Here is a 21,801-nt window from a genome sequence, read left to right as displayed (position 1 = left end):
GTCCGACTTAAAAAAGGCATCTTTTTAACGATTATTGAATGTAACCCCAAAACAACTACGATTCGTTATATTTCTTCATTTTTTTTAAGACAAAAAACATACTTAACAAAAAACTACTCTTAAAATCACGACACAGCGTTTTACAAAAAGCATAAAAAAGACAGAATAAAAGTCCGTTGAAAGTCTTCAAAAGTCCTTTTTCAATCATCCGTTTATTTATTCCCGATGATGCACACAAAGTTTACTCGCGTGTAATGTTCTGTTTTTACATTGTTTCCCTTTTTGGGTTATTCCGTTACAGCGCACCGAAAAACCTTTTAATTCACCACTATAACATTCCTCCAGCGTTGCCAGAATACTAATCCGGTATTCCAGTCCGTTTGTCTGAAACTCGGTAAACCTGTCGTCATTAAAAAAGACACCCTGAAAGTCTTGTATCACCGTATGATCTTCATTCCGGATTTCTTTTAGATATCCTTTTTCCACTTTGATCGTCAGATTGTGTTTGGACGCATTTTTGGCTTCCGGATCATTAATCGATACCGTAGCACAATAGTCACCGTTAAGGCTTGTATCGGGTTCGTTTATCGCGACTACTTTCGAAGGCGTTGCCATCAGTCCGGCGGGAATTGTTTCCGTTTCTTCGTTTAACAGAAGCTCTTTATCCCGACAAGACACCAGAATAAGTATACAAAATAGATAATAGCGTAATTTTGTTTTCATGGGTTTTGTTTTTTATTTGAATATCCGTTACCGATAATTTGCTTCAAATCACAATAGCAAAAAAGTACAACCAATCGGAATATGATCGGAAACTTTTCGGGCCAGTGCCAGACTTTCGAATTCCGTATAAAAAAGATGCGCTTTTTTATTTAGTAATCTAATCTTCTTAGAATTATAAAAAATATTGTCAAATTCCGATGCCAGACAATCCTGTGCTATGCAACGTTGTCTAAGCGAGGTTTTCTGATTCCGGAACACCGGTTGAAAGCCCATTCCCTTTAACGGATTAAAAACGGTATGGGATTCCGGACAATTAAAGTCACCGGCAAATACCAAATTATGCTCCGATAATCGCAATGGGATTTTTTTAAAATGTTTGATTTCGGTTTCGGGTTGCCGGCTTTTGGTGATCGCGTGAAAATTGACCACCGTAAATAACTTTCCTTTATAGGAAAATGTGCCGTAATACGGTTCCCGATCGATTTCCAGTTGCAAAACCGGATCCAATTCGGCTTTTACTTTCCTGATACGGGCTGTTTTCCAGAGAAACGCATAGCGTTCGGTTTTATAGGACGATCCGGTCGTTGGTGCGCTCACCGCATAATCCCATTTGTCGCCGGTGCGATTGAGTGCCGTAGCCAATCGGGCAACCGCCTGTGCGCCGCCAAATCCCGCTACGACTTCCTGAATCGCTACCACATCATATTCCTTGACGGTATTCGCTATAAAAGCAATGGTTGCCGGCTGTTTTCGTTTTCCGAAATCGGATAAATTCCAACTGCAAAATTTTACCTGGGCGGAAGCAAGACAAGTGAACAGCAGGATAACAAAGAAGATTTTATACCTCATATCATTTTTCAATTAAAAAATCAATACAACACTTCTTATCCGGTTATTTTTTCTGATCGATAAAATCTTTAATTATTTTTTCCATATTCGATGGTAATTCGGCACCTCTCACTTTAGGGTTACTCACTTTCATTTCTTTAAGCCATTTTTCCCAGTATTCTATAATAACTGCTTCTTCATTTGTATTCTTTGTATCCGGATTGATCCCTAAAACCAAAACTTCCAGATTCGACAAATTGTTTGCAGCCTTAATAAATCCGAAATTACCGGCATCCATTTTTTCTTTCCACATAGCATCATTCAGCTTATTGTTGCGAATTGTCTTCGAAAGCAGGTAATTCGTTCTGTTTCCGTTTTTTAATTCGGATCCTTTATTAAAAATATAACCATCTGTTAGAATGATCAAAATATTACGGCTATTCTCCTCAATACAATAATCGGCTACCTTGTTTTTAAAGAACCCCCAAATATCCGAACCGACATAGGCTTTATCTTTTATCGCCAATTCGTAAATCTGGATTGGAAAGTTTGCATAGATTTTTCGTATTTCATTTAATTTTTCTTTGGAGATATTGTTTCTATCCAGCTTGATTTTAAGTTTTTCGGATATCGCATTGATTTTGGTATTTTTAGGCTCCGGGTCAAAAAACAACTGCAATTTATCGTTAACCTGATTTATTTTTCTTTTACTGGCATGATCGGTAAAAGCCTCGGAAATAGCCTTGATATACCGAATATCCCTTTGATAATAGTCCATTGTTTTATTAGCGTGCTTTATCGGATCGATCCGGTCGGACAAATCCAAAAAAATACTGATATTATAATTTTCTGTTGGCTTGATTCTTTCCGGTGTTTCACTGGCAACCGGTTGTTCTTTTTCGGTAGTATCGGGTATATTTTCAATACAGGACATCGAAAATAAGGATAGCGTCAGGACAATCGAAAGTATTATTTTTTGTTTCATGATGTAGTAGGTTTATGTTTCAATCTCTATCTGTGGTTGCAGTTCGGGCTCACCCAATCCAATATCGTTTAAATGTTCTTTGGAAATGATTTCGCATAATTCCAGCAAAAGTGTTTTTTCCCGGTGTGGTAAAGCAATTTCAGCCGATACCGCCTGAAACCATCCTTCTTTATATTTGTGATGATGGTAAAAATATTCCTTAACCGGGATAATAAATCCATCGATTTTGGTTTGCAATTCGGCAATGATTCCGTTTATGGCGGTGACTTGCTGTTTGCCTTCGTTTAATTTTTCGGTATTGGCATTCTTTGAGGCTTCAAGGTTAACCAATTCTTCTTTTTTTACTTTAATAAAGGTTTTGACTTTATCGAGGCTTTCATATTCTTTCATCATGCTATCCAAAACCAAACCCCAAATGATATACACCATAAAACCCGCAAAAATGATCAACCAGAATTCGGCTTCAAATAAAGCAATCTTAAGTGTATAAGGTTCCGACGACGTCGTTTTATTAAAATCGTAGATCTTCTTTTCGATCTGATAAGCCAATATGACATCAAATAAAAACGTCACCAAACCGAGCAGTCCTATTTTGATCCATTTCATTTTTCCTTTTTCTTTTAACAACATATGAATCAGATATCCCAATCCCATAAACACAAAGGGAATGGTCATGATAAAAATTCCTTCCAGCCAACTGGCCTGAAAAGCGTTTTTTAAGGCATCGGCATCGAAAATGGCAGCCGTAAGACTATTATCATCAAACTCTTTAAAAAAAGCCGAATAACAGGCCGAAATATAGAATACCAACAGATACAACGTAATTGGAAACAAAAAAGCCAATCCCATATAAAACTGCACTTTGATACCTTTTCCGCCTTCGATCCCGTATTTTTCCGGATGCTGACGTACCTCAACCATATCTTTACGGGTTCTTTCTATGGTTTCATTCAGTTCTTTTTCTTTTGCTTCGGCAATTTCAAGGGTGGTTTCGCACTTTTTAAGTTCAGAACGATTGCGCTCCTGATCTTCTCTGTAAATCTGTTTTAAGGACTCCTGTTCTACTTTTTGTTTGCGGCATTGCTCTTCAAAACTCCTGTACAGATTTTGCAGACAGGCTTTAAATACGATCGGTTTCCCCATTGCTTTTACCGAAGCACCAAATCCGCGCTGATAATGGGTTAAACGTACCAGTTCCCGGGATCCGGTTTGCGTTTCATCCGGTAACTTCCCCGACACTTCATCATTTTTTAAACGAAATAATTGTTGTAATGACTTCATCATTTATGCATTTAACTGGTTTATAATTTCTTCTTTTTGAACCCCTTTTTGTACGCAATCGATAAAATAATCGGTCAGATCTTCGATATTCTCATCCAGGAATTCAAACTTTATACAGTATTTTTTTAGCGCTTCCCGATCTTTACTGGTAACTCTACCACTTGCCCAAATCATTCGGGTTAGATCATACAAGTATTCGATACGGGTTTCCAAACGTTCCGGCAATGCTATTCCATACGTAACGGGATTTAATAGTAGTGCTCCCAGATCTTGCTTTGTAAATCCTTTTTCGTCCGCCAAATGATACAACACCTCCAATTCGGACATCAAAAAGCCGGCGTCAGACATTGCGATCTGGTATAAACTGAGAAAATGACTTTTTAAGGCGGGTGACATTGTAGTAGTGGTATCCATATCTTTATAATAGCTTTTATTGTAAGACATCGCGATGGACATAACCAACCGTTCCGGTTTTTTCGGATTTTACTTTGAACCACGGTTCGTTAGCCTCTATAAAAATCACCCGTTGTCCTCTTTTAACGGTTTCGATTATTTTGTAATTTTTCCCCGGACCTTCGTATAAGGAAACTGATGTGGCAGTGATATATAGCAATTGATCCTTATAAAATTGAGCTTTTTTGGTTATCGTCACTGTTTTGACTTTCGTCCCGGAAGGGGTCTTTTTTTCTTTTCGTTTCACGGTGATTACATCGGTACTTCTATCCCTGCAAACACCGCAGGTTCCGCCACTTTTGCAATATTTACAACCACTACAATTGGTGCAGGCGGTACAATAATCGGATCCATTGCAGCCTCGTCCGGCTGTGTCGCAACAGGAAGCCAAGAGTTTTCCCGGTTTGGTTTGTGCTATCAAATCATTGCTACTCCACAGCAATAGACTTAGCCAAAAAATATATTTGATCATCGTTTTTTAAATGTATTAATGGGTTATAATTTCGGTTTATTCCAAACCGATTTTTAGTGTTTTCAGCCAACGGCTATTCGTTGTCATAAAAGCTGAGACTTTCCAACAAGGCCTCTTCAAACTGATAAATCGCATCGATGGATTCAATCGGATGACGGGTTTCGTTTTTCGCTTCATCAAATAATCCGATATATTTTTTTCCGCCATTCAGATGTAACCTACAAATCGGTTTCCGGTTGTTATCATCCAACAATATCCCGAAATAAGATTTTGTATCTCGGGGAACAATTCGGTCAATCGCTACTTTTCGTCTCAAAATGGCCACTACAATACGGAAACCATCCATTTCCTCATCGGTAGTGATCACTTTGCTTATTGGCTCGGCTTCTACATTTTCGACTTGTTGTTTTTTCGCTTCTTTATTTAATGCGGCGTTCAATCGATCGTTAATTTGATCATTTATTACCTGATTAAAAGCTTTATACACCAGTTCCTGGAATTCTTCCATCACACGTTCGGTCAGACGACCAGAATAGATACGCTCGGCAAACTGACGGACAAACTTATGAGAAGGAGTTTGCAGCTCTTCGGCAATTAATTTTTTAATTTCCTTTGTATATTTTAAAGCACTAGCGTTATCGGTTATTTTTTCTACATCGAAATTCGACTTGTGAAACTTATTAATTTCTTGAATTACAGCATCTTTCAGATTGGTAATATCAAACTCAAAAAAAGGTTTCTCGTCCATTTTATTCTTTTCGTCCAAATCGGTATAAAACTGATACTGAATCCCGTTGGTCAGTAAAGCAAACTTCGTTTTAGATACATGAAAATACCGGAATAATTGCGAATTGTGAACCGTCAGGTTTTCTTTCCAGTTTTTACATTCCACGATCAGGATCGGTTCTTCATTCTGAAAAATGGCATAGTCGACTTTCTCCCCTTTTTTAAGTCCTATATCGGCCGTAAACTCCGGCACTACTTCCATCGGATTAAATGTATCGTACCCCAAAAGGTTAATAAATGGTAATACAAAGGCATGCTTTGTAGACTCTTCCGTTTCGATCTTGTCTTTCATCTGATCGATTTTATCGGCTAATGATTTGAGTTGGCTTACTAATTCCATCCTATTTGTTTTTTGAATGTTTATTTTATTTTTATATCACACTCCAAAACTAGGATGCCTGTAACGGACTTCATTACGGTTTTACGTAAATGCCAACAAGCGGCAAAAAAAAACACCTCAAAAGAGGTGTTAAAACTTGCGATCAAATCAATCCCAGATCTTTGGAAATGGAGACCAGATGTGGGTTATTTTTGGCTTTAAGGGATGTCTTTAAGCGGTTGATTCTTTTTTCGATACTGCTCCGGCTATAATGCATATCGTCGGCAATTTCGCCTTGATCAAATCCTTTGGATAACAGACGAATAATCTGAATATCCTGTTCGTCGATTTCATCCAGTTCGGAATCGGCTTTCCCATATTTTAACTCCGGAGAGACAAACTTTTCATCGCTTGCAGCAATCGATCGGATGGCCTGTTTTAATTCGCGAATACTCTCCCGGCTTTTGTTGATATAGGCATTGCAATCGAGATCGTCCAATAATGTCCGGATCACATACGGTTTTGTTTCGACGGAATACACGATAACTTTGATATCGGGCTGTTCGCGTCGTACGGCCTCAATTAATTCTTCACCGGAATTGAGCTTGTTTTCCCGGAATTTATCTTCGACAAACGACAGGTCGCTGATCAATAGATCGAACGGCTCCTGATCCATTTTAGCTCTTTTAATTTTCAATAAAGCATCATCACAATATTTTACGTGATGGATACGGTCTTCCGTTACAAACTCCTCCAGTAGTTGTTTTACTCCTAAATTAACGGAATCGAAATCTTCGGCAATTAAAATCTTTTTAAACATACTTCGTATAATTTACTTTAGAAATGAAAAACTTACTTTAAATCCCTTATCGGGAACAGAATCAAAAGTATAGGTTCCGGAAATGCTTTTGATACGGGTTTCCACATTTTGCAATCCATTTTTTAAAGCGAGTTTATTTTTATCGATTCCCACGCCATTATCGGAATAATCAATCTGAATCCGATTCGCGTCGAGTTGGAAACGAACGACCACAAGCGAACTTTTACTGTGTTTTTTCATGTTGACCAATAATTCCTGTAAAACCCGATAAACCACAATTTTTTTAGTCGGATCGACCTCATCCCAGTTAATCTGATCCAAACCACTGGACATGACATTTACCCGTTCGCTTTTGTATCCTTTGATCACCTCTTTTAATTGTTCCGGATAGTCAGATCCGGTGTCTATGGTGCTGTTTTCCCGGGAAATGTTTCGGCTTCCGGTATAGATTTTATCCAGGGATTCGAGTAGGATTTCTTTGTTTTCGACATTGGACAAATCTTTTATTTCGGCAAAAGTCATCGCATTAAACACATCATTAGCCAATTCGTCGTGTACTTTTTTGGCAATACGGGTTTCCGTTTTATACGATTCCAGCAGTTTTTCTTCGCGACTTTTCTGTTGCATTCTGCGGATTACAAAAAAGATAACGCTACCACCAATCAGAATCAGAATTCCCAATCCAAGTTTCTGGGTTTCGGCTTTTGCCAATTGTGCTGTTTTTTGCGCTTCACTGGCTTTTCGGCGTAAATTTTCTTCCTGTGTCGCTTTATACTCGTATTTGGTTTGTACAAATGTGTTCCTTTTAGACTGGCGCACCTGACTAATACTATCATTTAATCCCTGAAATTTTAAGGAATACGGTTTTACAGCCATCCCGGAACTCAGGTTTGTTAATCGTTTTAAAGCTTCCAACCGGTCGTCTATACGACGCATTTTGGTTGCCCGATCGTAGGCTGTTGTGGCATATTGTATCGCCAATGTCGGATTGCTGTTTTTATAATAATCGGAAAGATGCAACTCACTCACAATACGATCACTCGCCAACATCGGATTGTTGGATCGGATTTCATATCCTTTTTTATAATAATCCAGACTTTTCGGATCGCCCGCTCTATAATAGGAAAAACCCAGGTTATCATAAGCCCTTGCTTTGGTCGCGTCAACGGTTGTTTTTTGGATAACCGATTCGAATATCGGGCGAGCTTTGGCATAATCGCCCAAATAGGTATAACTCAAACCGATATTATTTTTGATGATCCAGCGATCTTCCGGTTCATCAGTACTATCGGCTGCTTTTTCAAAATTCTCGATGGCTTTTTTATAATTATACATGGATTTATCGGCAATTCCCAAATTATTTCTGGCCGAAACATAATAGTTACTGTTGTTAACTTTTTTATTAAGCTTAAGAACATCTACATTCAGATCGGCTACCATTCCATAATCATTCGATCGTTCGACGATATCCGACATCAATAAAAGGATATACATTTCCTCATCTTCCTTTCCACGGTTGTCCAATAACGTTGTGGCATCTTTAAGTAAGCCAAATGCAAGCGTATCTTTCCCTTTCGCAGCATAATACCTACCTAAATCACGTTTAGCCTTGGCGATGTAAAAGGTGTCTTTTTTTTGTTCCGAAAATTGTAGAAAATCCTTTGTAAAAGCCTCGGCCTTATCCGGAAAATACCAATACAGCGTTTCTGATTTTTCGGCAGTGGCTTTTAACTGTAGCGAATCGATTTTGGCAGCAACCGACAGTTTTAGTGCTTTATCGATTTCGGTAATCCTATAGATCCCGGAACTATCATCGGTAGCGCTGTTTTCGATATGCTTTTGGATCTGTTCGACCACAGTATTTGCTTTGCTATTTTTGTCAGCATCTTTAGAACAGGCACCGAATAAAATCGCAAAAAGCAATAAAAAAAACGGGGAATAAAACTTTTTAAGTATCATTCCCCGAAGTTAATAAAAATACAATATGATTATGCTGTCATTTTTTATGGTTTTTTAGGTGGCTTTACCGGAATTGTACCATCTTCTCCGGTTCCTCCTCCTCCTTCCTGATTCGGTGGAATGGTATCGCCGGGTTTTGCGGCAAGATAATAGTCCTCACTTTGATACAGATTTTGTAACAGTTCATCCTGTTGTTTTGTGGACGGTGCGAAAAGTTCTTCGGCACTATTTTCTGTTGAACACGATACTAACGACAATCCCAGTACAGCAAAAGCTGCGATATAAAAATTTTTCATAATGTTTAATGTTAAAAATTAGACATGGGCGTGGCTGTCCGGGACCTTGTCCCGGAGATTAGCTTTGATTACGCCATTGATTTTTGTATTGGGAAGTGTTGGTGAGACAGAAAAAGCATAAGGGTATTATACTTCCCGGATAACGACATTACGTTTTTCCGTATCACCAAGTTAGAAGTAGTCATGTACATTTGTCCGTGAATGCATATCGGGACTGAACTAATTCTGAGGCAAATTAAAGGGCTATTTTTCAGCTTGTTGCTATCGAATTCTGGTAATTCCGACTATTCGAATGAATTCTGATAAATACTGATAAATACCGATAACACTATGGAAGAAAGAACTGTTGATTCCTATATAGAAGCTATAAAAGCACAATATGAAAAAGCTAAAACTGGGCCATATACTACATATCTAATACGCCCTTCGCCGGCGCAATTAAGAGAATTATGCTTTGATATTTTAAGACAGAATAAGAACAATAATGATGCTCTTGTTTTTAGAAACTTTTGGGAAATTTCATTTAAAGAAGAAGAGATTAGAGCTATTACCAATAGCATTGATATCACCCGGTTGATTCCGATTCAACGTTTTTATTTAGGCTCAACTACTCCTGCCGATTTGATCACGATCGAAATGGCCGCACTTTTAGTTGACTTTCCGGAAAGACCTTATAGAAAGTTTATAAATGCCCCCCCTGAACCACCTAAGCCACCTAATGGGTCGGGCACGGGCACAACAGACCCTCCAAAAACGGGAGGAGGCTCCACACAAGGTAATAAAGGCAGAAACACGACAGCTGGTACAGATCAAACTGATATCATACAATCACTAAAAAATAAACTTCAAGCTATTTGGAATACTATTACTCGTTTTTTCCGGAAACGCCAATTAAGCAAAATCCATTACGGATTGGCGACCGTTGCAATTATGGGGCTTTTAGTATGGAATATGAACAAGACGGTTTTCACACCGAAAAACTGTATGGTATGGATGGAGGATCATTATGAGAAGATTGATTGTAATGATCCGGAAATTAATGGTTACAGTGTTAAACTGGACGAAGAACTTTTGGAACACTTCCGGAAAGTTTCCTATAGTGATACATTGACATTTTTTAATCTTTATGGTAAACCGCTCATCTGGTATTCCAAGTCGAATGGTGTTTACGAATTGTTTACCTATCACGGGTTACATCCGGTAACCGAAAAAACATTAAAGCCAATTACCTACACCATTATTAACAATTTAAACAGTAATCCGAATCAATAACCTAATAAAAACAAAAAGGCCTCCGTCGGGAGGCCTTTTTTAATACCAGTTTTGTTTTTTCTTTTTGGAAAGTTTCTTTCCATGGTGTCTTTTTACATTTGAGTCGCCTTCAAAACTTAATTGTTTTTTCCTGCTTCTTGTAAAAAACCTGATAATCGATTCAAATAAATTAGACATGGGAGTTTAAATTTGCGCATCAAATATATAAAATCACAACATATTAAACATTTTAACATATACTATTTAAGACAAAAACCACATAATAATCGATGAAATCACATTTTAACACAATTTTTTAAAAATACAACAATTAAAAGCCATTCTAAATAGGTAATTTCCACCTTTCTTACGAGGTTTCTTACAACGCAATAATGCTGGTTTTTACGTCTTTTTTATGGATTATGGAAAACCGTAATCCCATCCTCACTTTAGCTCTTAAGTTTGCCCTACTATTATAACATTTTGTACAATCAAACTTAATTAATTATGGCATTCCTTACAGACTTAGCAAAAAGTTTTGCGTATGCTGCAGCGCGACAAGCAGGACGTAACTACAGTAATTCTCAAAACAATTTATATGTTGCATCGGTAAATCAGACACAATACCAAACGCCAACGGACATTAACGTCTTAAAAGAAGACAAAGAATATATTGTTATTAAATGGTTTTGGGCGACGGTACTTGCTTTCCTTATCCCCTTTGTCGGTTCGGGAATCCTACTATACCGAAGCTATATAAACTATACCAAAGATTACAAACTAATGTACTATATGGAGCGGCAGAATGTTTATAGAAGTGATGCTCGTTACCGCAATGGCTTAAGATCTTTGGGCTACCGCAACGCTAAGGTCCAAGCCAAAGTCGATATTGATCAAAACAAGAAAACCAGCAATAGGATTAAAGCATGCGGTTACTTTATAATTGGTTTTGCAACCCTTTTCTTTTATATCATTGTACTTAGCCAATAATACTGTCTAAATCGGAATGCAGGTTTCAAACAATCGATACGCAAGCTGCCGCAATTTAAGGCAGCTTTTTTTATGGTTGTATTCGCTACAAATGCATTTTTAGTTATACGATAATTTATCCCAATAAAAGCTAACATTTATCATATTTTATATTTCGGATACGGTTTTATTTTGCTCTTTATAAGTATGTTAATCGCATGCAATAACCATTAAAATAATTCCGTTATGAAAAAGTTCATCCGTCTTTCGGTTCTTGTCAGTATAATCGCAATGACTACAGCCTGTAAAAATCGAAACGAAACAACCGTTCCCGAAACCACTCCGACAACCGAACAGAACGAAACGGTTTCCACTTCTGAAAACACATTGGAAATTGAATCCACCGACCAGATGCAATATTCTACAAACGAGCTAAAAACCGGTGTTGGTACTATAACATTAACACTAAAACATACCGGTAAGATGGATAAAGCCGTTATGGGACACAATCTGATCATTCTTAAACCGGGCACCGATATCACCGCATTTACGCAAAAAGCCGCTTTGGCAAAAGCCACCGACTATATTCCGGAATCTGAAAAAGCAAGTATAATCGCCCATACCCGATTACTGGGCGGAGGCGGAGGCGAATCCGACACGATTGAATTTACTATTTCCGAACCGGGAACCTATGATTTTTTATGTTCCTTCCCGGGTCATGCCGCTTTAATGAAAGGAAAACTTGTTGTAGAATAAACCGGCTATTATCTAAACTCCCGGAAAAAATATCATGAACGAAACGACCCTAATTGCCGAGATCAACCGGTTACGACAGGAGAAAAATGCCGTTATTCTGGCGCATTATTATCAGGAAAAAGCCATTCAGGAAATCGCCGATTTTGTAGGCGACAGTCTTGAATTATCTAAAAAAGCCGCCACAACCGATGCCGATATTATCGTATTTGCCGGTGTCCATTTTATGGCCGAAACAGCAAAAATCCTAAACCCGGATAAAAAAGTGCTACTCCCGGATTTTAACGCCGGTTGTTCGCTTGCTGACAGCTGCGATCCGGACGACTTTAAAAAATTAAAAGACCAATATCCGGATCATGCCGTTGTGACGTATATCAATTGTTCGGCTCGAATAAAGGCGCTGAGTGATATTGTTTGTACATCGTCGAATGCTAAAAAAATCATCGCTTCGATTCCGGAGGATCGGAAAATTATTTTTGCGCCTGATAAAAATCTGGGCAAATACCTGATTCAGGAAACCAACCGGGATTTAGTCTTATGGGACGGATCGTGTGTGGTACACGAAGCTTTTTCGTTAAACAAGCTAATCGATCTGTACAACCAATATCCCGGTGCTAAAATTGTAGCGCATCCGGAATCGGAAGACCCTATTTTAAAAGTCGCTCATTATATCGGATCCACATCCGGGATCATTAACTTTATCAAAGAAGATCCGGGAACTGTTTTTATCGTGGCTACCGAAGCCGGAATACTCCATCAACTTTCCAGGGATGTACCGGATAAAACGATTATAGCCGCGCCATCATATCAGGAAAACAGCTGTTCCTGTAGTGAATGTGCCTATATGAAAGTGAATACGCTTGAAAAACTATTTCGATGTCTTCAAAACGAATATCCCGAAATAAAAATCAGTGATACACTACGAGCCGAAGCGCTAAAGCCAATTTATCGCATGCTCGCACTCTCCTAATTTCAATACTTATAATATGGAAAAAACGGATATACTTATAGCCGGTTCCGGAATTTCAGGGTTATTTTTTGCCATTAAAATGGCTAAAAAACGTCCCGATCTTTCCATTACTCTTTTTACAAAAGCATCGGCCGACACAACCAATACCCGCTATGCACAGGGAGGAATTGCTGTCGTAACCAATACGGAAGAAGACAGTTTTGAGCAACACATTCGTGATACGCTCCAAGCCGGTGGTGGTAGTTGTGATAAGGAAATTGTTCGTATGGTTGTAGAACAGGCTCCGGAAAGATTACAGGAATTACTAAGTCTGGACATCGATTTCGACACCACTACTTCGGGAGCATGGGATTTAGGATTGGAAGGCGGGCATTCCCATCACCGGATCCTACATCATAAAGATCAGTCCGGATTGGAAATGGAACGAAAACTATTACGTCAACTACGCCGGTATCCCAATATTGTACTGTTTGAAGACTATTTTAGTATTGATCTGACAACGGAAAACAATAGTTGTACCGGGATGACCTATTATGATAAAACCCGTAGCACGATAAAACACATCCGATCCCGAATTACTGTACTTTGTACCGGCGGATGCGGACAGCTTTTTCAAAACACGACCAATCCGGAAATTGCCACCGGCGATGGCGTGGCGATGGCTTTCCGTTCGGGGGCCGTTATAAAGGATATGCAGTATATTCAGTTTCATCCGACCGCTTTATATGAAACCGGCAAAAATCCGCTTTTCCTACTGTCGGAAGCGGTAAGAGGTTTTGGCGCACATATCATTAATCATGATAACGAACGTTTTCTTTTTAAATATGACACCCGCGGCGAACTGGCCACGCGCGATATCATTTCGAAGGCAATCGGAACGGAACTACACAAAACAGGCGAAAAATATGTTTATCTCGATTGCCGCCATCTTAACGCCAAACGTTTTTATGAGCATTTTCCATCCATAACCGATTATTGCCTGAAATCGGGATTTGATCCGGCCAAAGAACCGATTCCAATTGTTCCGGCGGCACATTACCAGTGTGGCGGTATACAAGTGGACAAAAATGCGCGGACTTCGATACAAAATCTGTATGCTGTTGGTGAATGCGCCCGAACGGGATTGCATGGAAAAAACCGACTCGCATCCAACTCCCTACTGGAAGCATTGGTATTTGCGCATCAAGGCGTACAATCGGCACTTAAAACGATCGATTCCATCCGGTTTTCAACATTGATCACTTTAAATCAACAGCCAATTAGCACCTATTCGGTATCACCGTCAATTAAGCCTTTAAAAGCGTTATTACAAAAAACGATGACCGCGTTCTTTACGACAGAAGCACCGGACATAAATACTGTTCGGAATACGATGGAAAGACTAAAACAAAAAGCCGATTCGCTATTTAACGGTCGCGACAGGAATTCTTTCCCCGCTTATATTGAATTGAGGAATATGCTAACGGTTAGCATGATCCTATTGGAACACCGTTATAGCACTTCCGAAATAGCGTCACTCACTACATCATAATTTTTAAACGTATGAAAATTAACACCCAAACCACTATCGGAGAAATTGTCGCCCGTGATTTCAGAACTGCGGCTTTGTTCTCAAAATACAAAATTGATTTTTGCTGTAAAGGCGATCGGACACTGGAAACGGTTTGCGCTAAAAAAGACATCTCTCAAAAAGAGCTGATCGACGCGTTGGAAACTCTTTTAAACAATTCGCAATCCTATATTTCCGATTACGGACAATGGCCTTTGGATTTACTCATCGATTATATCGAAAATACACACCATCATTATGTGGAAGAAAAAACACCGGTATTGCTTCAATTTCTGGACAAACTTTGTAAAGTACACGGCGAAAAACACCCGGAATTACTTGAAATTAACACCCTTTTCAGCGAATCGGCCGGAGAATTAGCCATGCATATGAAAAAGGAAGAACTGGTACTTTTCCCTTTTATCCGGCAAATGGTAAAAGCTAAAAATGAAGGTTCCGATCTAAAACGTCCTCATTTTGGTCCGGTTTCAAACCCTGTAGCCATGATGCGACACGAACACGATACCGAAGGAGAACGTTTCGATAAAATCGCAACACTTACCAATCAATATACGCCACCTGCTGATGCGTGCAATACTTATAAAGTTACGTATGCGATGCTTCAGGAATTTGAAAATGACCTGCACAAACACATCCATCTGGAGAACAACATACTGTTTCCAAAAGCGATTCTATTAGAAAGTGCTTTTACGGTTTAATTATTCTGAATCCGGTATTCGTTAGGCGATTGTCCAACATGCTGCTTAAACGATCGGCTAAAATGTTGCGGATATTTGAATCCCAATTCATAGGCAATTTCACTCACCGATTTATGTCGGTCGAACATTCGTTCTTTAGCGGTATTGATCACTTTTGACTGAATATATTCCTGAGCCGATTTACCGGTTTCTTTTTTGATCAGATCACCAAAATAATTGGCCGATAAAAACAACTGCTCGGCGCAATATCCCACAGAAGGTAACCCTAAGGTCTGCGGTTTCTCCGATTGGAAATAGTCGTTAAGTACGGTTTCAAAACGTTCCAATATCCCTTTATGGGCTGTGTCCCGGGTAATAAATTGTCGGTCATAAAAACGTACGCAATAATTCAGGAACAATTCGATTGTATTCACGATCAGTTTTTTACTGTGCTTGTCGATCGGTTGTTCCAGTTCCTGATTGATTTTTTGAAAACAATCGATAATGATTTTTCGTTCACTTTCAGACAAGTGCAACGCTTCGTGTACATCGTACGAAAAAAAGCTATACTCATCGATATGACGTCCCAATGCTGTTCCGCGAATCAAATCCGGATGAAAAACCAGTGCATATCCCTGAGGCTGGTAAAGTTCTCCGTTGTTTTCGATTCCCATAACCTGACCCGGCGCCAGAAATACAAGCGTTCCCTCCTGATAATCGTAATAATTACAACCATAGCGCAGGTTTCCGCACTTTACATCTTTTAAAAAAATAGTATAAAAACCAAAATTCAGCCGGATCGTAATCTTTTTATCCGACTTCGAAAGGTCAATTACACTCACCAATGGATGCTGTGTATCAGTATTATAATAGGCATTGTATTCGCTTACGGTATCAAATCGTACGATATTTTCCATGATCATTTTATTTCGGGAATCAAAGTTATTGCATAATTTTATTGCATGTACCATTCCATTATTATAATCAGTGATATTGGTAGGTAATTCTGTAATTCATATACGCCCCGGTTTAAAAATAGATTGGAATTTTGCAACGTTCATAATCGTATCACCAAACTAAAAACAAATCACATAAAACTAAAAATCACTATGGAAAAATTTAATGTAAAGGCATACGGTACCCATGCTATCGAAGCCGACCTGGAATTAGTAACGATTCCGCGAAGAGAGGCTACGCCTAATGATGTGGAAATTGACATTCTGTACTGTGGTGTTTGCCATTCCGATTTACACACGGCTCGTAATGACTGGGGCGGTACGGTTTATCCGGCAGTTCCGGGACATGAAATCGTAGGGAAAATTACAAAAGTAGGCAGTGCCGTAACCAAATTCAAAGTGGGCGATCTGGCAGCTGTAGGCTGTTTAGTGGATTCCTGTCGCGAATGTGCACATTGTAAAAATGATCTGGAACAATACTGTATTCCGGGATTTACCGGAACGTATAACAGTCCGGACAAACACCTAGGATTACAGACCTATGGCGGTTATTCCGAAAAAGTTGTTGTTGACGAACATTTTGTACTAAGAGTACCCGAAAATCTTGATCTTGCAGCCACTGCGCCATTACTTTGCGCCGGAATCACCACCTGGTCACCATTACGCCACTGGAAAGTAGGCAAAGACAGTAAAGTAGCCGTAGTTGGTTTAGGTGGACTGGGACATATGGCGATCAAACTGGCCAAAGGATTAGGTGCTCATGTGACTTTATTTTCGCGATCACCTAAAAAAGAAAAAGACGCTTTTGCTTTGGGTGCAGATGAAGTGATCATCTCAACAGATGACGCACAAATGGATACTGTAAAAGGAAAATTTGATTTGATCATCGATACCGTTCCTTATGTTCATGATGTGAACCATTATATTCCAAGTCTGACCATTAGCGGTACTATCGTATTGGTTGGCTATCTTGGAAATCTGGAACCGATGCTAAACACTGTTCCAATGATTTTGGGTCGAAAATCCGTTGCCGGTTCGGTTATTGGCGGTATAGCCGAAACTCAGGAATTACTGGATTTCTGCGGAAAACACAATATTACTTCCGACATTGAAATCATCAAAATGCAGGACATCAACGAAGCGTATGAACGTATGCTAAAAAGCGACGTACGCTACCGTTTTGTAATTGATATGGCTTCACTGAAAAACAACTAAGTCAAAAAACAAAAAGGATGGAAATTTTTTCCATCCTTTTTTATTACAAGGCTATCACGGAATCGCTTTCCGATTGTTTTCGACATTCGAATCCAACAATAGTCTATTCGGATCCAATGCTACGGCAACCGTTATATATAATTAATATTCTGAAAATAATAAAAATTCCAAAATAAGCTCTTGTTTTTATTTTGAAGACAGGTGGTTTACAGCCGCTTCCATTACCCGATCTACAAAAGTATCCGGAGCATTTTCCATCTGTGTTACTTCAGCATCGGTAGGAGGTGCTACATAGATGTCTGGTTTTATCCCGATACCTTCTATTATTTCACCATTAACATCTTTTACAGCAGAAAAAGGCATATAAAAATAAAACCAGTTATCGGCTATAGTACCGACGATTCCTCCATTAAAATCTGCGGGATTGGGGGTAATACCGGCTGTTGCGCCATAAGTATAATCTCCAATAGAAACAACATGATTCCCCTGACTTTTCAGCAATAACACCGTTATTTCCGACATGCTGGCACTATAATTATCCGTCAAAATAGCTATAGGGATGTTAGAAGGAATACCTCCTAATTCATGAGGCTTTGTTCTTTGTGGAATCCAAGGAGTATAGTCAAATCGTCCATTTGCTTCTTTTGTTCTTTCATAAGACCATATCGTACTTTTTGTGACCAAACGTTCTATAAAAAACTGTATATCTTTTACAGCTCCACCACCATTACTTCTTAAATCAAGAATCAGCTTTTTAATCGTTCCTTTATGCAATGGATTCAGAAGATTCTGATAGAAAGGAGCCCGCTCAATAACAGCCGTAACGGCTATTTCAAAATCATTTATATTGCGTTCATTTCCAATATACTGACCCATTTCACTTATAAACCAATCAATATAGAGCCTACTTTCAGGAGTCAGAACAGTGGCATAGGTCTCCTCCTCTTCATAAGCCGGCAGCTCATCATATTTTATTACTGCGGATCGTGCAGCCTCCAACAAATCGTCAGATACGATTTCCGTAGTCCTGAACTGCCTGCACTGAGTCCTGAAAACATTTAGCTCCGGAGCTATTGTAAAAGCCTCCCACTTACTTTGTATATCGCGGGTAAGCACTTTTACATTTTCTCTAACTGTAAGATCTGTGATTCTTTCCAGCAAAAGGTTATTTTCAATGTTACGAGTACGTAATCCCAATTCATTCTGATTGTTATCGTTTAAAAATTTAGAGCTCAGAAATTTTGTCAGGTCGCTTAAATACAGTGAAAACGAATCATAGGTCAAATAATAGATATCCGGATTTTTTTTTACACTTCCCATCAGGTAGGTGATCGAACGGTTACTCATTTTTACCCCTGGTATCATCGTATATTTCTGACATATGGTATCATTTCCTAAATAATTTTTTATATATCCAAGCTTCGATGAAAACATATAACTATTTGCGTGTTGCTCTTTCATTCCTCCCCGAAATCTAAAAATACCATACTGATAACGATTTAAAGGTACCTTTATCTTTACAAAAAAATGCCTGTCAATAATAGGGTTTATAATGTCGATAAAATAGTGTAAGGCTTTAACTTTGTCCGTATCAATTTCATTTTTATCGTCTGTACTTCTGCCAAAAGTTTTTAAAGCTGAAAACTTCGGATAATATTCATTGTAAATAGCGTCCCAATCCTTGCCATCCTTTCTTTTTTGCTCATAAAAATAACTGTAACGCTGATTCATAACCGTCCAGAATACTTTAAAAAGATCTGCATAGGATTTAACATCGTTCCTAGTATACTGTTCCGGTGCGGTAATCGGATATTTATCATCCAGTTCACAAGCGTTAAAAATCAGTATCGCTAGTAGTACTCCTAAAACAAAAGCTGTTTTTTTATATAATTTTACGTACATAACTACATTTTTAATTAAATTGATAAGAAGTTCCGGCAGCAATCCTATAAGATTGAATTGTTTTTTGCATATTTTTATTCGTATTAGCCATACTGATATCGGACAATCCATACTGATAATTACCGGTACCATAAAATGTCCACTTTTTAAAAGAATATCCCAGACTTAACTGCCCTTGCAAACCATAACCAAGCCGATTTAGCATATTTTCATTTTTTTTAAAATCATACGTCTCCGAAACTTTTTTATATCTATTTTCTGTTAGCGCGATATACTGTCCTTTCCGTTGCAAACGCATCAGGTACTCGATGTAGGTACCACCGGCTATTTTTAGCCATACACCCTGACTTTTATCGGCGGAGCTCAATACCGTAACGCCTACCAGAAAAGGTATCGAAAGGAAATCATTATAATATTTTGTATACCATCCGAGTCGGCTGCCTGTTCGCCTGAACGTGTAGTTTTTTTGCAGGAACGATACTGCTGTTTTCAGAAAAACCGGTTTCCGTATCGCATATTCTCCCGTAAGACTAGCACCAAAACCATAGCCTCCGCTATATTTCGATTCCACTAAATTAGACAGATTAGCATTGAGATTACTATAAGTATATCCCATATCGAATCCTGCCTTAAATTTACTTTGTGCCTGCAATGCTATACTTGAAAGGAAGAAGTAAAAACAAAACAACCAAACTACTTTTTTTACCATAATTTAACTGAATATAAAACCATTAATAATTTATAGAAGTTATTACAATTGGGAAGTCTTTACTATTTTTCAGTATACTTGTCCTTACAAACTCCATATTAGTCTTTACCTACGCAATACAATTTGGCCGCAAGCCATAAAAAAAGCCGATCCTGTTACAGACCGGCTCCAAAAACTAACTAATTATTCCTGTGGTAATTTATGAAAAAGATTGTATTGATACGATTTTAGCGGTATTGATGCTTTCGTTTTAGCTCGGTATTCATTTTTCGGATGCTTTTATACATCACACTTTGAACTGCCTTGCGTTTTTCTTCGTACCGCTTGGTACAATTGTCCAATTCCGTTATCAGATTCCGGAATTTTAGATGGAGCATTTGTAACTCTTCCACGCCCTGACGGGTTTTATGATCATCTTCAACCGATACCGTATGGGTCGAAATACGAGCCAGTTGTTCAAATTTTTTAAACGCTTCGACGATAACCTGATGTTCCTTGGTGTTGATTCCCCGCATATGATTAAAACTAAAATACTGTTATGATATAAGCATCGCCGGCTAAAATGCCAATGGTACTAAAGGAATTCCCTCCGTATCGATATGCGATAGCGGTAGAGAAATAGTTTGCGGCGATGTTGTTTTATTTCCGTGTCCTAAAATGTGTTGTAGTGTTTTTTGCAGCAGCAGTTCCTCCGAATCGCCCAATGCTAGCACGGCAAGTCCTTCCAACTCGTTTGCTTCGATTACGGGCTGGATTCCGCTGCTATAATTGCCCTGATCGTTTGCATTAAACAATTTATAAATTGACGGATACAAAATCCATCCCGGTTTATTCGGATTCCGGTTATCCTGAATTGGAAATCCGGCTACATCTTTTCCTACGGTTTTTTCGCCAATCGTAATCACTTCCATATAGGGCTTTAGATTGTTGATTATAATTTCGGAAGCCGATGCCGTTCGGTTTCCGCACAATATATATATCCGTTGCAATTCCGGATGTGCAGCGCGCAGTGTTGTAAAATCCACCTGCGATTCATTCATGGCCAAAGCTTCCGCAAACGATTGGGATACGATTCCGCCATTGGCATTGCCGCGGTATCGGATAAACAAATTCCCCGGTTCGATTTGTGGCGCCAGTAAAACACTAAGTGCCGCAGCCGAGGCTATATCACCACCGCCATTATAACGGAGATCGACAATCATTTCGGTGACCGACTGATTTTTAAATTCCTGAAAAGCCTGTAAAAAAGCCCCGGCCATTCCGGTATCAAAATGGGGTATCATCAGATAGCCGACCTGTTTGTTTTCCAATGCTATTATTCGTTTTAAAAGCGGTTGTCCGAAAGTATAACCGGATCCGATTTCTTTATGTACCGGGTTTGAAAAACCGGATTGCGGATCGTATCGAACCCGGTCGACTATAGCTGTTTCGGACTGCACCAACTCCCGATATACGGTATTATAATTACTGCTGGTGACGGCCACTCCGTTAAATGTTGTGATCAAATCACCACGGGATAAACCGTGATTTTGTGCCGGAGAACCAGTAAGGACGTAGAGTACCACGCCGTATACCTGTCCCTGATGGTTTATAAAAGCAATATCGAAACCAAATTTCCCCCGAAGGGTTTTGGATAATGTTTCCGGTAACGACGGGTGTATGATATAGGAAAAAGGATCGTCCGAATGGCGCAATTGTTCCAAATAATCTTTTGGAAATACCGACAAATCGGTTGCTATCGGTAGATTTCCATTCCACAGATAATAGCGTTTCATCTGTTCGTACATCCATTGATTCACATAGGCATTCGTTCCTTCTTCATATACCACCGTAGCGTCGTCTTGCTGACAAGAGGATAGTCCACCAAGAAATAATAATCCTCCCAATAATACCCACCAGGCTTTCAT

General features: G+C 39.0%; 22 protein-coding genes. 7 read left to right on the top strand and 15 right to left on the bottom strand.

Annotated features, from left to right (window positions below):
• Positions 1-216 precede the first annotated feature (216 nt).
• The 10 genes from AAFN64_RS09335 to AAFN64_RS09290 all read right to left on the bottom strand — a co-directional run bounded on the left by AAFN64_RS09335 (position 217) and on the right by AAFN64_RS09290 (position 8,922).
• On the bottom strand, positions 217-723 hold the full coding sequence (locus tag AAFN64_RS09335) for a hypothetical protein (RefSeq protein ID WP_300487075.1): 507 nt from the start codon (positions 721-723) through the stop codon (positions 217-219).
• 48 nt (positions 724-771) lie between these two features.
• Entirely contained in the window at positions 772-1,572 is an 801-nt protein-coding gene (locus AAFN64_RS09330; RefSeq protein WP_347760223.1) for an endonuclease/exonuclease/phosphatase family protein, read from the bottom strand.
• Between the two features lie 43 nt (positions 1,573-1,615).
• The gene (locus tag AAFN64_RS09325; protein ID WP_347760222.1) at positions 1,616-2,536 is read right to left on the bottom strand and encodes a hypothetical protein; all 921 of its coding nucleotides are present in this window, start codon (positions 2,534-2,536) and stop codon (positions 1,616-1,618) included.
• 12 nt (positions 2,537-2,548) lie between these two features.
• A complete protein-coding gene (locus AAFN64_RS09320; RefSeq protein WP_347760221.1) occupies positions 2,549-3,820 on the bottom strand; it encodes an ABC transporter permease in 1,272 nt (423 codons plus the stop codon).
• Positions 3,821-4,231, bottom strand: a complete 411-nt coding sequence (locus AAFN64_RS09315) for a hypothetical protein (protein WP_347760220.1) — start codon at positions 4,229-4,231, stop codon at positions 3,821-3,823.
• Positions 4,232-4,247: 16 nt separating this feature from the next.
• On the bottom strand, positions 4,248-4,742 hold the full coding sequence (locus AAFN64_RS09310) for an SH3 domain-containing protein (protein ID WP_347760219.1): 495 nt from the start codon (positions 4,740-4,742) through the stop codon (positions 4,248-4,250).
• A 73-nt stretch (positions 4,743-4,815) separates the two neighbouring features.
• On the bottom strand, positions 4,816-5,868 hold the full coding sequence (locus tag AAFN64_RS09305; RefSeq protein ID WP_347760218.1) for a type I restriction endonuclease: 1,053 nt from the start codon (positions 5,866-5,868) through the stop codon (positions 4,816-4,818).
• A 142-nt stretch (positions 5,869-6,010) separates the two neighbouring features.
• A complete protein-coding gene (locus AAFN64_RS09300; protein WP_347760217.1) occupies positions 6,011-6,667 on the bottom strand; it encodes a response regulator transcription factor in 657 nt (218 codons plus the stop codon).
• A gap of 12 nt (positions 6,668-6,679) precedes the next feature.
• Complete coding sequence (locus AAFN64_RS09295; protein ID WP_347760216.1) at positions 6,680-8,626, bottom strand: ATP-binding protein; 1,947 nt, start codon at positions 8,624-8,626, stop codon at positions 6,680-6,682.
• A gap of 44 nt (positions 8,627-8,670) precedes the next feature.
• Positions 8,671-8,922: a hypothetical protein gene (locus AAFN64_RS09290; protein WP_136404410.1), complete on the bottom strand. Its 252-nt coding sequence runs from the start codon at positions 8,920-8,922 to the stop codon at positions 8,671-8,673.
• A 330-nt stretch (positions 8,923-9,252) separates the two neighbouring features.
• Between AAFN64_RS09290 and AAFN64_RS09285 the strand changes: the two genes are divergently transcribed.
• From AAFN64_RS09285 to ric, 6 genes are all read left to right on the top strand, one after another.
• Complete coding sequence (locus AAFN64_RS09285; protein WP_347760215.1) at positions 9,253-10,194, top strand: hypothetical protein; 942 nt, start codon at positions 9,253-9,255, stop codon at positions 10,192-10,194.
• A gap of 486 nt (positions 10,195-10,680) precedes the next feature.
• Positions 10,681-11,163 (top strand): hypothetical protein, encoded by a 483-nt coding sequence (locus tag AAFN64_RS09280; protein ID WP_347760214.1) that lies wholly within the window; start codon positions 10,681-10,683, stop codon positions 11,161-11,163.
• 225 nt (positions 11,164-11,388) lie between these two features.
• Complete coding sequence (locus AAFN64_RS09275; protein WP_347760213.1) at positions 11,389-11,898, top strand: azurin; 510 nt, start codon at positions 11,389-11,391, stop codon at positions 11,896-11,898.
• Between the two features lie 34 nt (positions 11,899-11,932).
• Positions 11,933-12,865, top strand: a complete 933-nt coding sequence (nadA, locus tag AAFN64_RS09270; protein ID WP_347760212.1) for a quinolinate synthase NadA — start codon at positions 11,933-11,935, stop codon at positions 12,863-12,865.
• A 16-nt stretch (positions 12,866-12,881) separates the two neighbouring features.
• Positions 12,882-14,396: an L-aspartate oxidase gene (gene nadB, locus AAFN64_RS09265; protein ID WP_347760211.1), complete on the top strand. Its 1,515-nt coding sequence runs from the start codon at positions 12,882-12,884 to the stop codon at positions 14,394-14,396.
• A gap of 11 nt (positions 14,397-14,407) precedes the next feature.
• The gene (gene ric, locus AAFN64_RS09260) at positions 14,408-15,133 is read left to right on the top strand and encodes an iron-sulfur cluster repair di-iron protein (protein WP_347760210.1); all 726 of its coding nucleotides are present in this window, start codon (positions 14,408-14,410) and stop codon (positions 15,131-15,133) included.
• Here ric and AAFN64_RS09255 read toward each other — a convergent pair.
• Positions 15,130-16,029: a helix-turn-helix transcriptional regulator gene (locus tag AAFN64_RS09255; RefSeq protein WP_347760209.1), complete on the bottom strand. Its 900-nt coding sequence runs from the start codon at positions 16,027-16,029 to the stop codon at positions 15,130-15,132. The two genes, ric and AAFN64_RS09255, sit on opposite strands and share 4 nt — an antisense overlap.
• Before the next feature lie 192 nt (positions 16,030-16,221).
• Between AAFN64_RS09255 and AAFN64_RS09250 the strand changes: the two genes are divergently transcribed.
• Positions 16,222-17,283, top strand: a complete 1,062-nt coding sequence (locus AAFN64_RS09250) for an NAD(P)-dependent alcohol dehydrogenase (protein WP_300491747.1) — start codon at positions 16,222-16,224, stop codon at positions 17,281-17,283.
• A 186-nt stretch (positions 17,284-17,469) separates the two neighbouring features.
• On the opposite strand, the gene AAFN64_RS09245 is transcribed toward AAFN64_RS09250, so the two are convergent.
• From AAFN64_RS09245 to AAFN64_RS09230, 4 genes are all read right to left on the bottom strand, one after another.
• Positions 17,470-19,185 carry a S41 family peptidase gene (locus tag AAFN64_RS09245; protein ID WP_347760208.1) on the bottom strand — a complete coding sequence of 572 codons (1,716 nt, stop codon included), beginning with the start codon at positions 19,183-19,185 and terminating at the stop codon, positions 17,470-17,472.
• 10 nt (positions 19,186-19,195) lie between these two features.
• On the bottom strand, positions 19,196-19,894 hold the full coding sequence (locus AAFN64_RS09240; RefSeq protein ID WP_347760207.1) for an outer membrane beta-barrel protein: 699 nt from the start codon (positions 19,892-19,894) through the stop codon (positions 19,196-19,198).
• A 227-nt stretch (positions 19,895-20,121) separates the two neighbouring features.
• Entirely contained in the window at positions 20,122-20,409 is a 288-nt protein-coding gene (locus AAFN64_RS09235) for a hypothetical protein (RefSeq protein WP_300491753.1), read from the bottom strand.
• A 42-nt stretch (positions 20,410-20,451) separates the two neighbouring features.
• Positions 20,452-21,801 carry a S41 family peptidase gene (locus AAFN64_RS09230; protein WP_347760206.1) on the bottom strand — a complete coding sequence of 450 codons (1,350 nt, stop codon included), beginning with the start codon at positions 21,799-21,801 and terminating at the stop codon, positions 20,452-20,454.

The sequence above is a fragment of the Flavobacterium sp. CAU 1735 genome (genome assembly GCF_039888695.1).
Classification (GTDB): Bacteria; Bacteroidota; Bacteroidia; order Flavobacteriales; family Flavobacteriaceae; genus Flavobacterium.
The sequence above is the reverse complement of the archived record's forward strand: the minus strand, read 5'-3'. Positions and strand labels throughout refer to the sequence as shown.

Excerpts from the sequence above, each read along its gene's own strand:
- AAFN64_RS09250 (WP_300491747.1), top strand. The coding sequence starts at position 16,222 with ATGGAAAAATTTAATGTAAAGGCATACGGTACCCATGCTATCGAAGCC.
- AAFN64_RS09240 (WP_347760207.1), bottom strand. The coding sequence starts at position 19,894 with ATGGTAAAAAAAGTAGTTTGGTTGTTTTGTTTTTACTTCTTCCTTTCA.
- AAFN64_RS09285 (WP_347760215.1), top strand. The coding sequence starts at position 9,253 with ATGGAAGAAAGAACTGTTGATTCCTATATAGAAGCTATAAAAGCACAA.
- AAFN64_RS09230 (WP_347760206.1), bottom strand. The coding sequence starts at position 21,801 with ATGAAAGCCTGGTGGGTATTATTGGGAGGATTATTATTTCTTGGTGGA.
- AAFN64_RS09310 (WP_347760219.1), bottom strand. The coding sequence starts at position 4,742 with ATGATCAAATATATTTTTTGGCTAAGTCTATTGCTGTGGAGTAGCAAT.
- AAFN64_RS09325 (WP_347760222.1), bottom strand. The coding sequence starts at position 2,536 with ATGAAACAAAAAATAATACTTTCGATTGTCCTGACGCTATCCTTATTT.
- AAFN64_RS09315 (WP_347760220.1), bottom strand. The coding sequence starts at position 4,231 with ATGGATACCACTACTACAATGTCACCCGCCTTAAAAAGTCATTTTCTC.
- nadB (WP_347760211.1), top strand. The coding sequence starts at position 12,882 with ATGGAAAAAACGGATATACTTATAGCCGGTTCCGGAATTTCAGGGTTA.
- AAFN64_RS09275 (WP_347760213.1), top strand. The coding sequence starts at position 11,389 with ATGAAAAAGTTCATCCGTCTTTCGGTTCTTGTCAGTATAATCGCAATG.
- AAFN64_RS09280 (WP_347760214.1), top strand. The coding sequence starts at position 10,681 with ATGGCATTCCTTACAGACTTAGCAAAAAGTTTTGCGTATGCTGCAGCG.
- AAFN64_RS09300 (WP_347760217.1), bottom strand. The coding sequence starts at position 6,667 with ATGTTTAAAAAGATTTTAATTGCCGAAGATTTCGATTCCGTTAATTTA.
- AAFN64_RS09255 (WP_347760209.1), bottom strand. The coding sequence starts at position 16,029 with ATGGAAAATATCGTACGATTTGATACCGTAAGCGAATACAATGCCTAT.
- AAFN64_RS09330 (WP_347760223.1), bottom strand. The coding sequence starts at position 1,572 with ATGAGGTATAAAATCTTCTTTGTTATCCTGCTGTTCACTTGTCTTGCT.
- AAFN64_RS09245 (WP_347760208.1), bottom strand. The coding sequence starts at position 19,185 with ATGTACGTAAAATTATATAAAAAAACAGCTTTTGTTTTAGGAGTACTA.
- AAFN64_RS09295 (WP_347760216.1), bottom strand. The coding sequence starts at position 8,626 with ATGATACTTAAAAAGTTTTATTCCCCGTTTTTTTTATTGCTTTTTGCG.
- ric (WP_347760210.1), top strand. The coding sequence starts at position 14,408 with ATGAAAATTAACACCCAAACCACTATCGGAGAAATTGTCGCCCGTGAT.
- AAFN64_RS09320 (WP_347760221.1), bottom strand. The coding sequence starts at position 3,820 with ATGATGAAGTCATTACAACAATTATTTCGTTTAAAAAATGATGAAGTG.
- nadA (WP_347760212.1), top strand. The coding sequence starts at position 11,933 with ATGAACGAAACGACCCTAATTGCCGAGATCAACCGGTTACGACAGGAG.
- AAFN64_RS09235 (WP_300491753.1), bottom strand. The coding sequence starts at position 20,409 with ATGCGGGGAATCAACACCAAGGAACATCAGGTTATCGTCGAAGCGTTT.
- AAFN64_RS09305 (WP_347760218.1), bottom strand. The coding sequence starts at position 5,868 with ATGGAATTAGTAAGCCAACTCAAATCATTAGCCGATAAAATCGATCAG.
- AAFN64_RS09335 (WP_300487075.1), bottom strand. The coding sequence starts at position 723 with ATGAAAACAAAATTACGCTATTATCTATTTTGTATACTTATTCTGGTG.
- AAFN64_RS09290 (WP_136404410.1), bottom strand. The coding sequence starts at position 8,922 with ATGAAAAATTTTTATATCGCAGCTTTTGCTGTACTGGGATTGTCGTTA.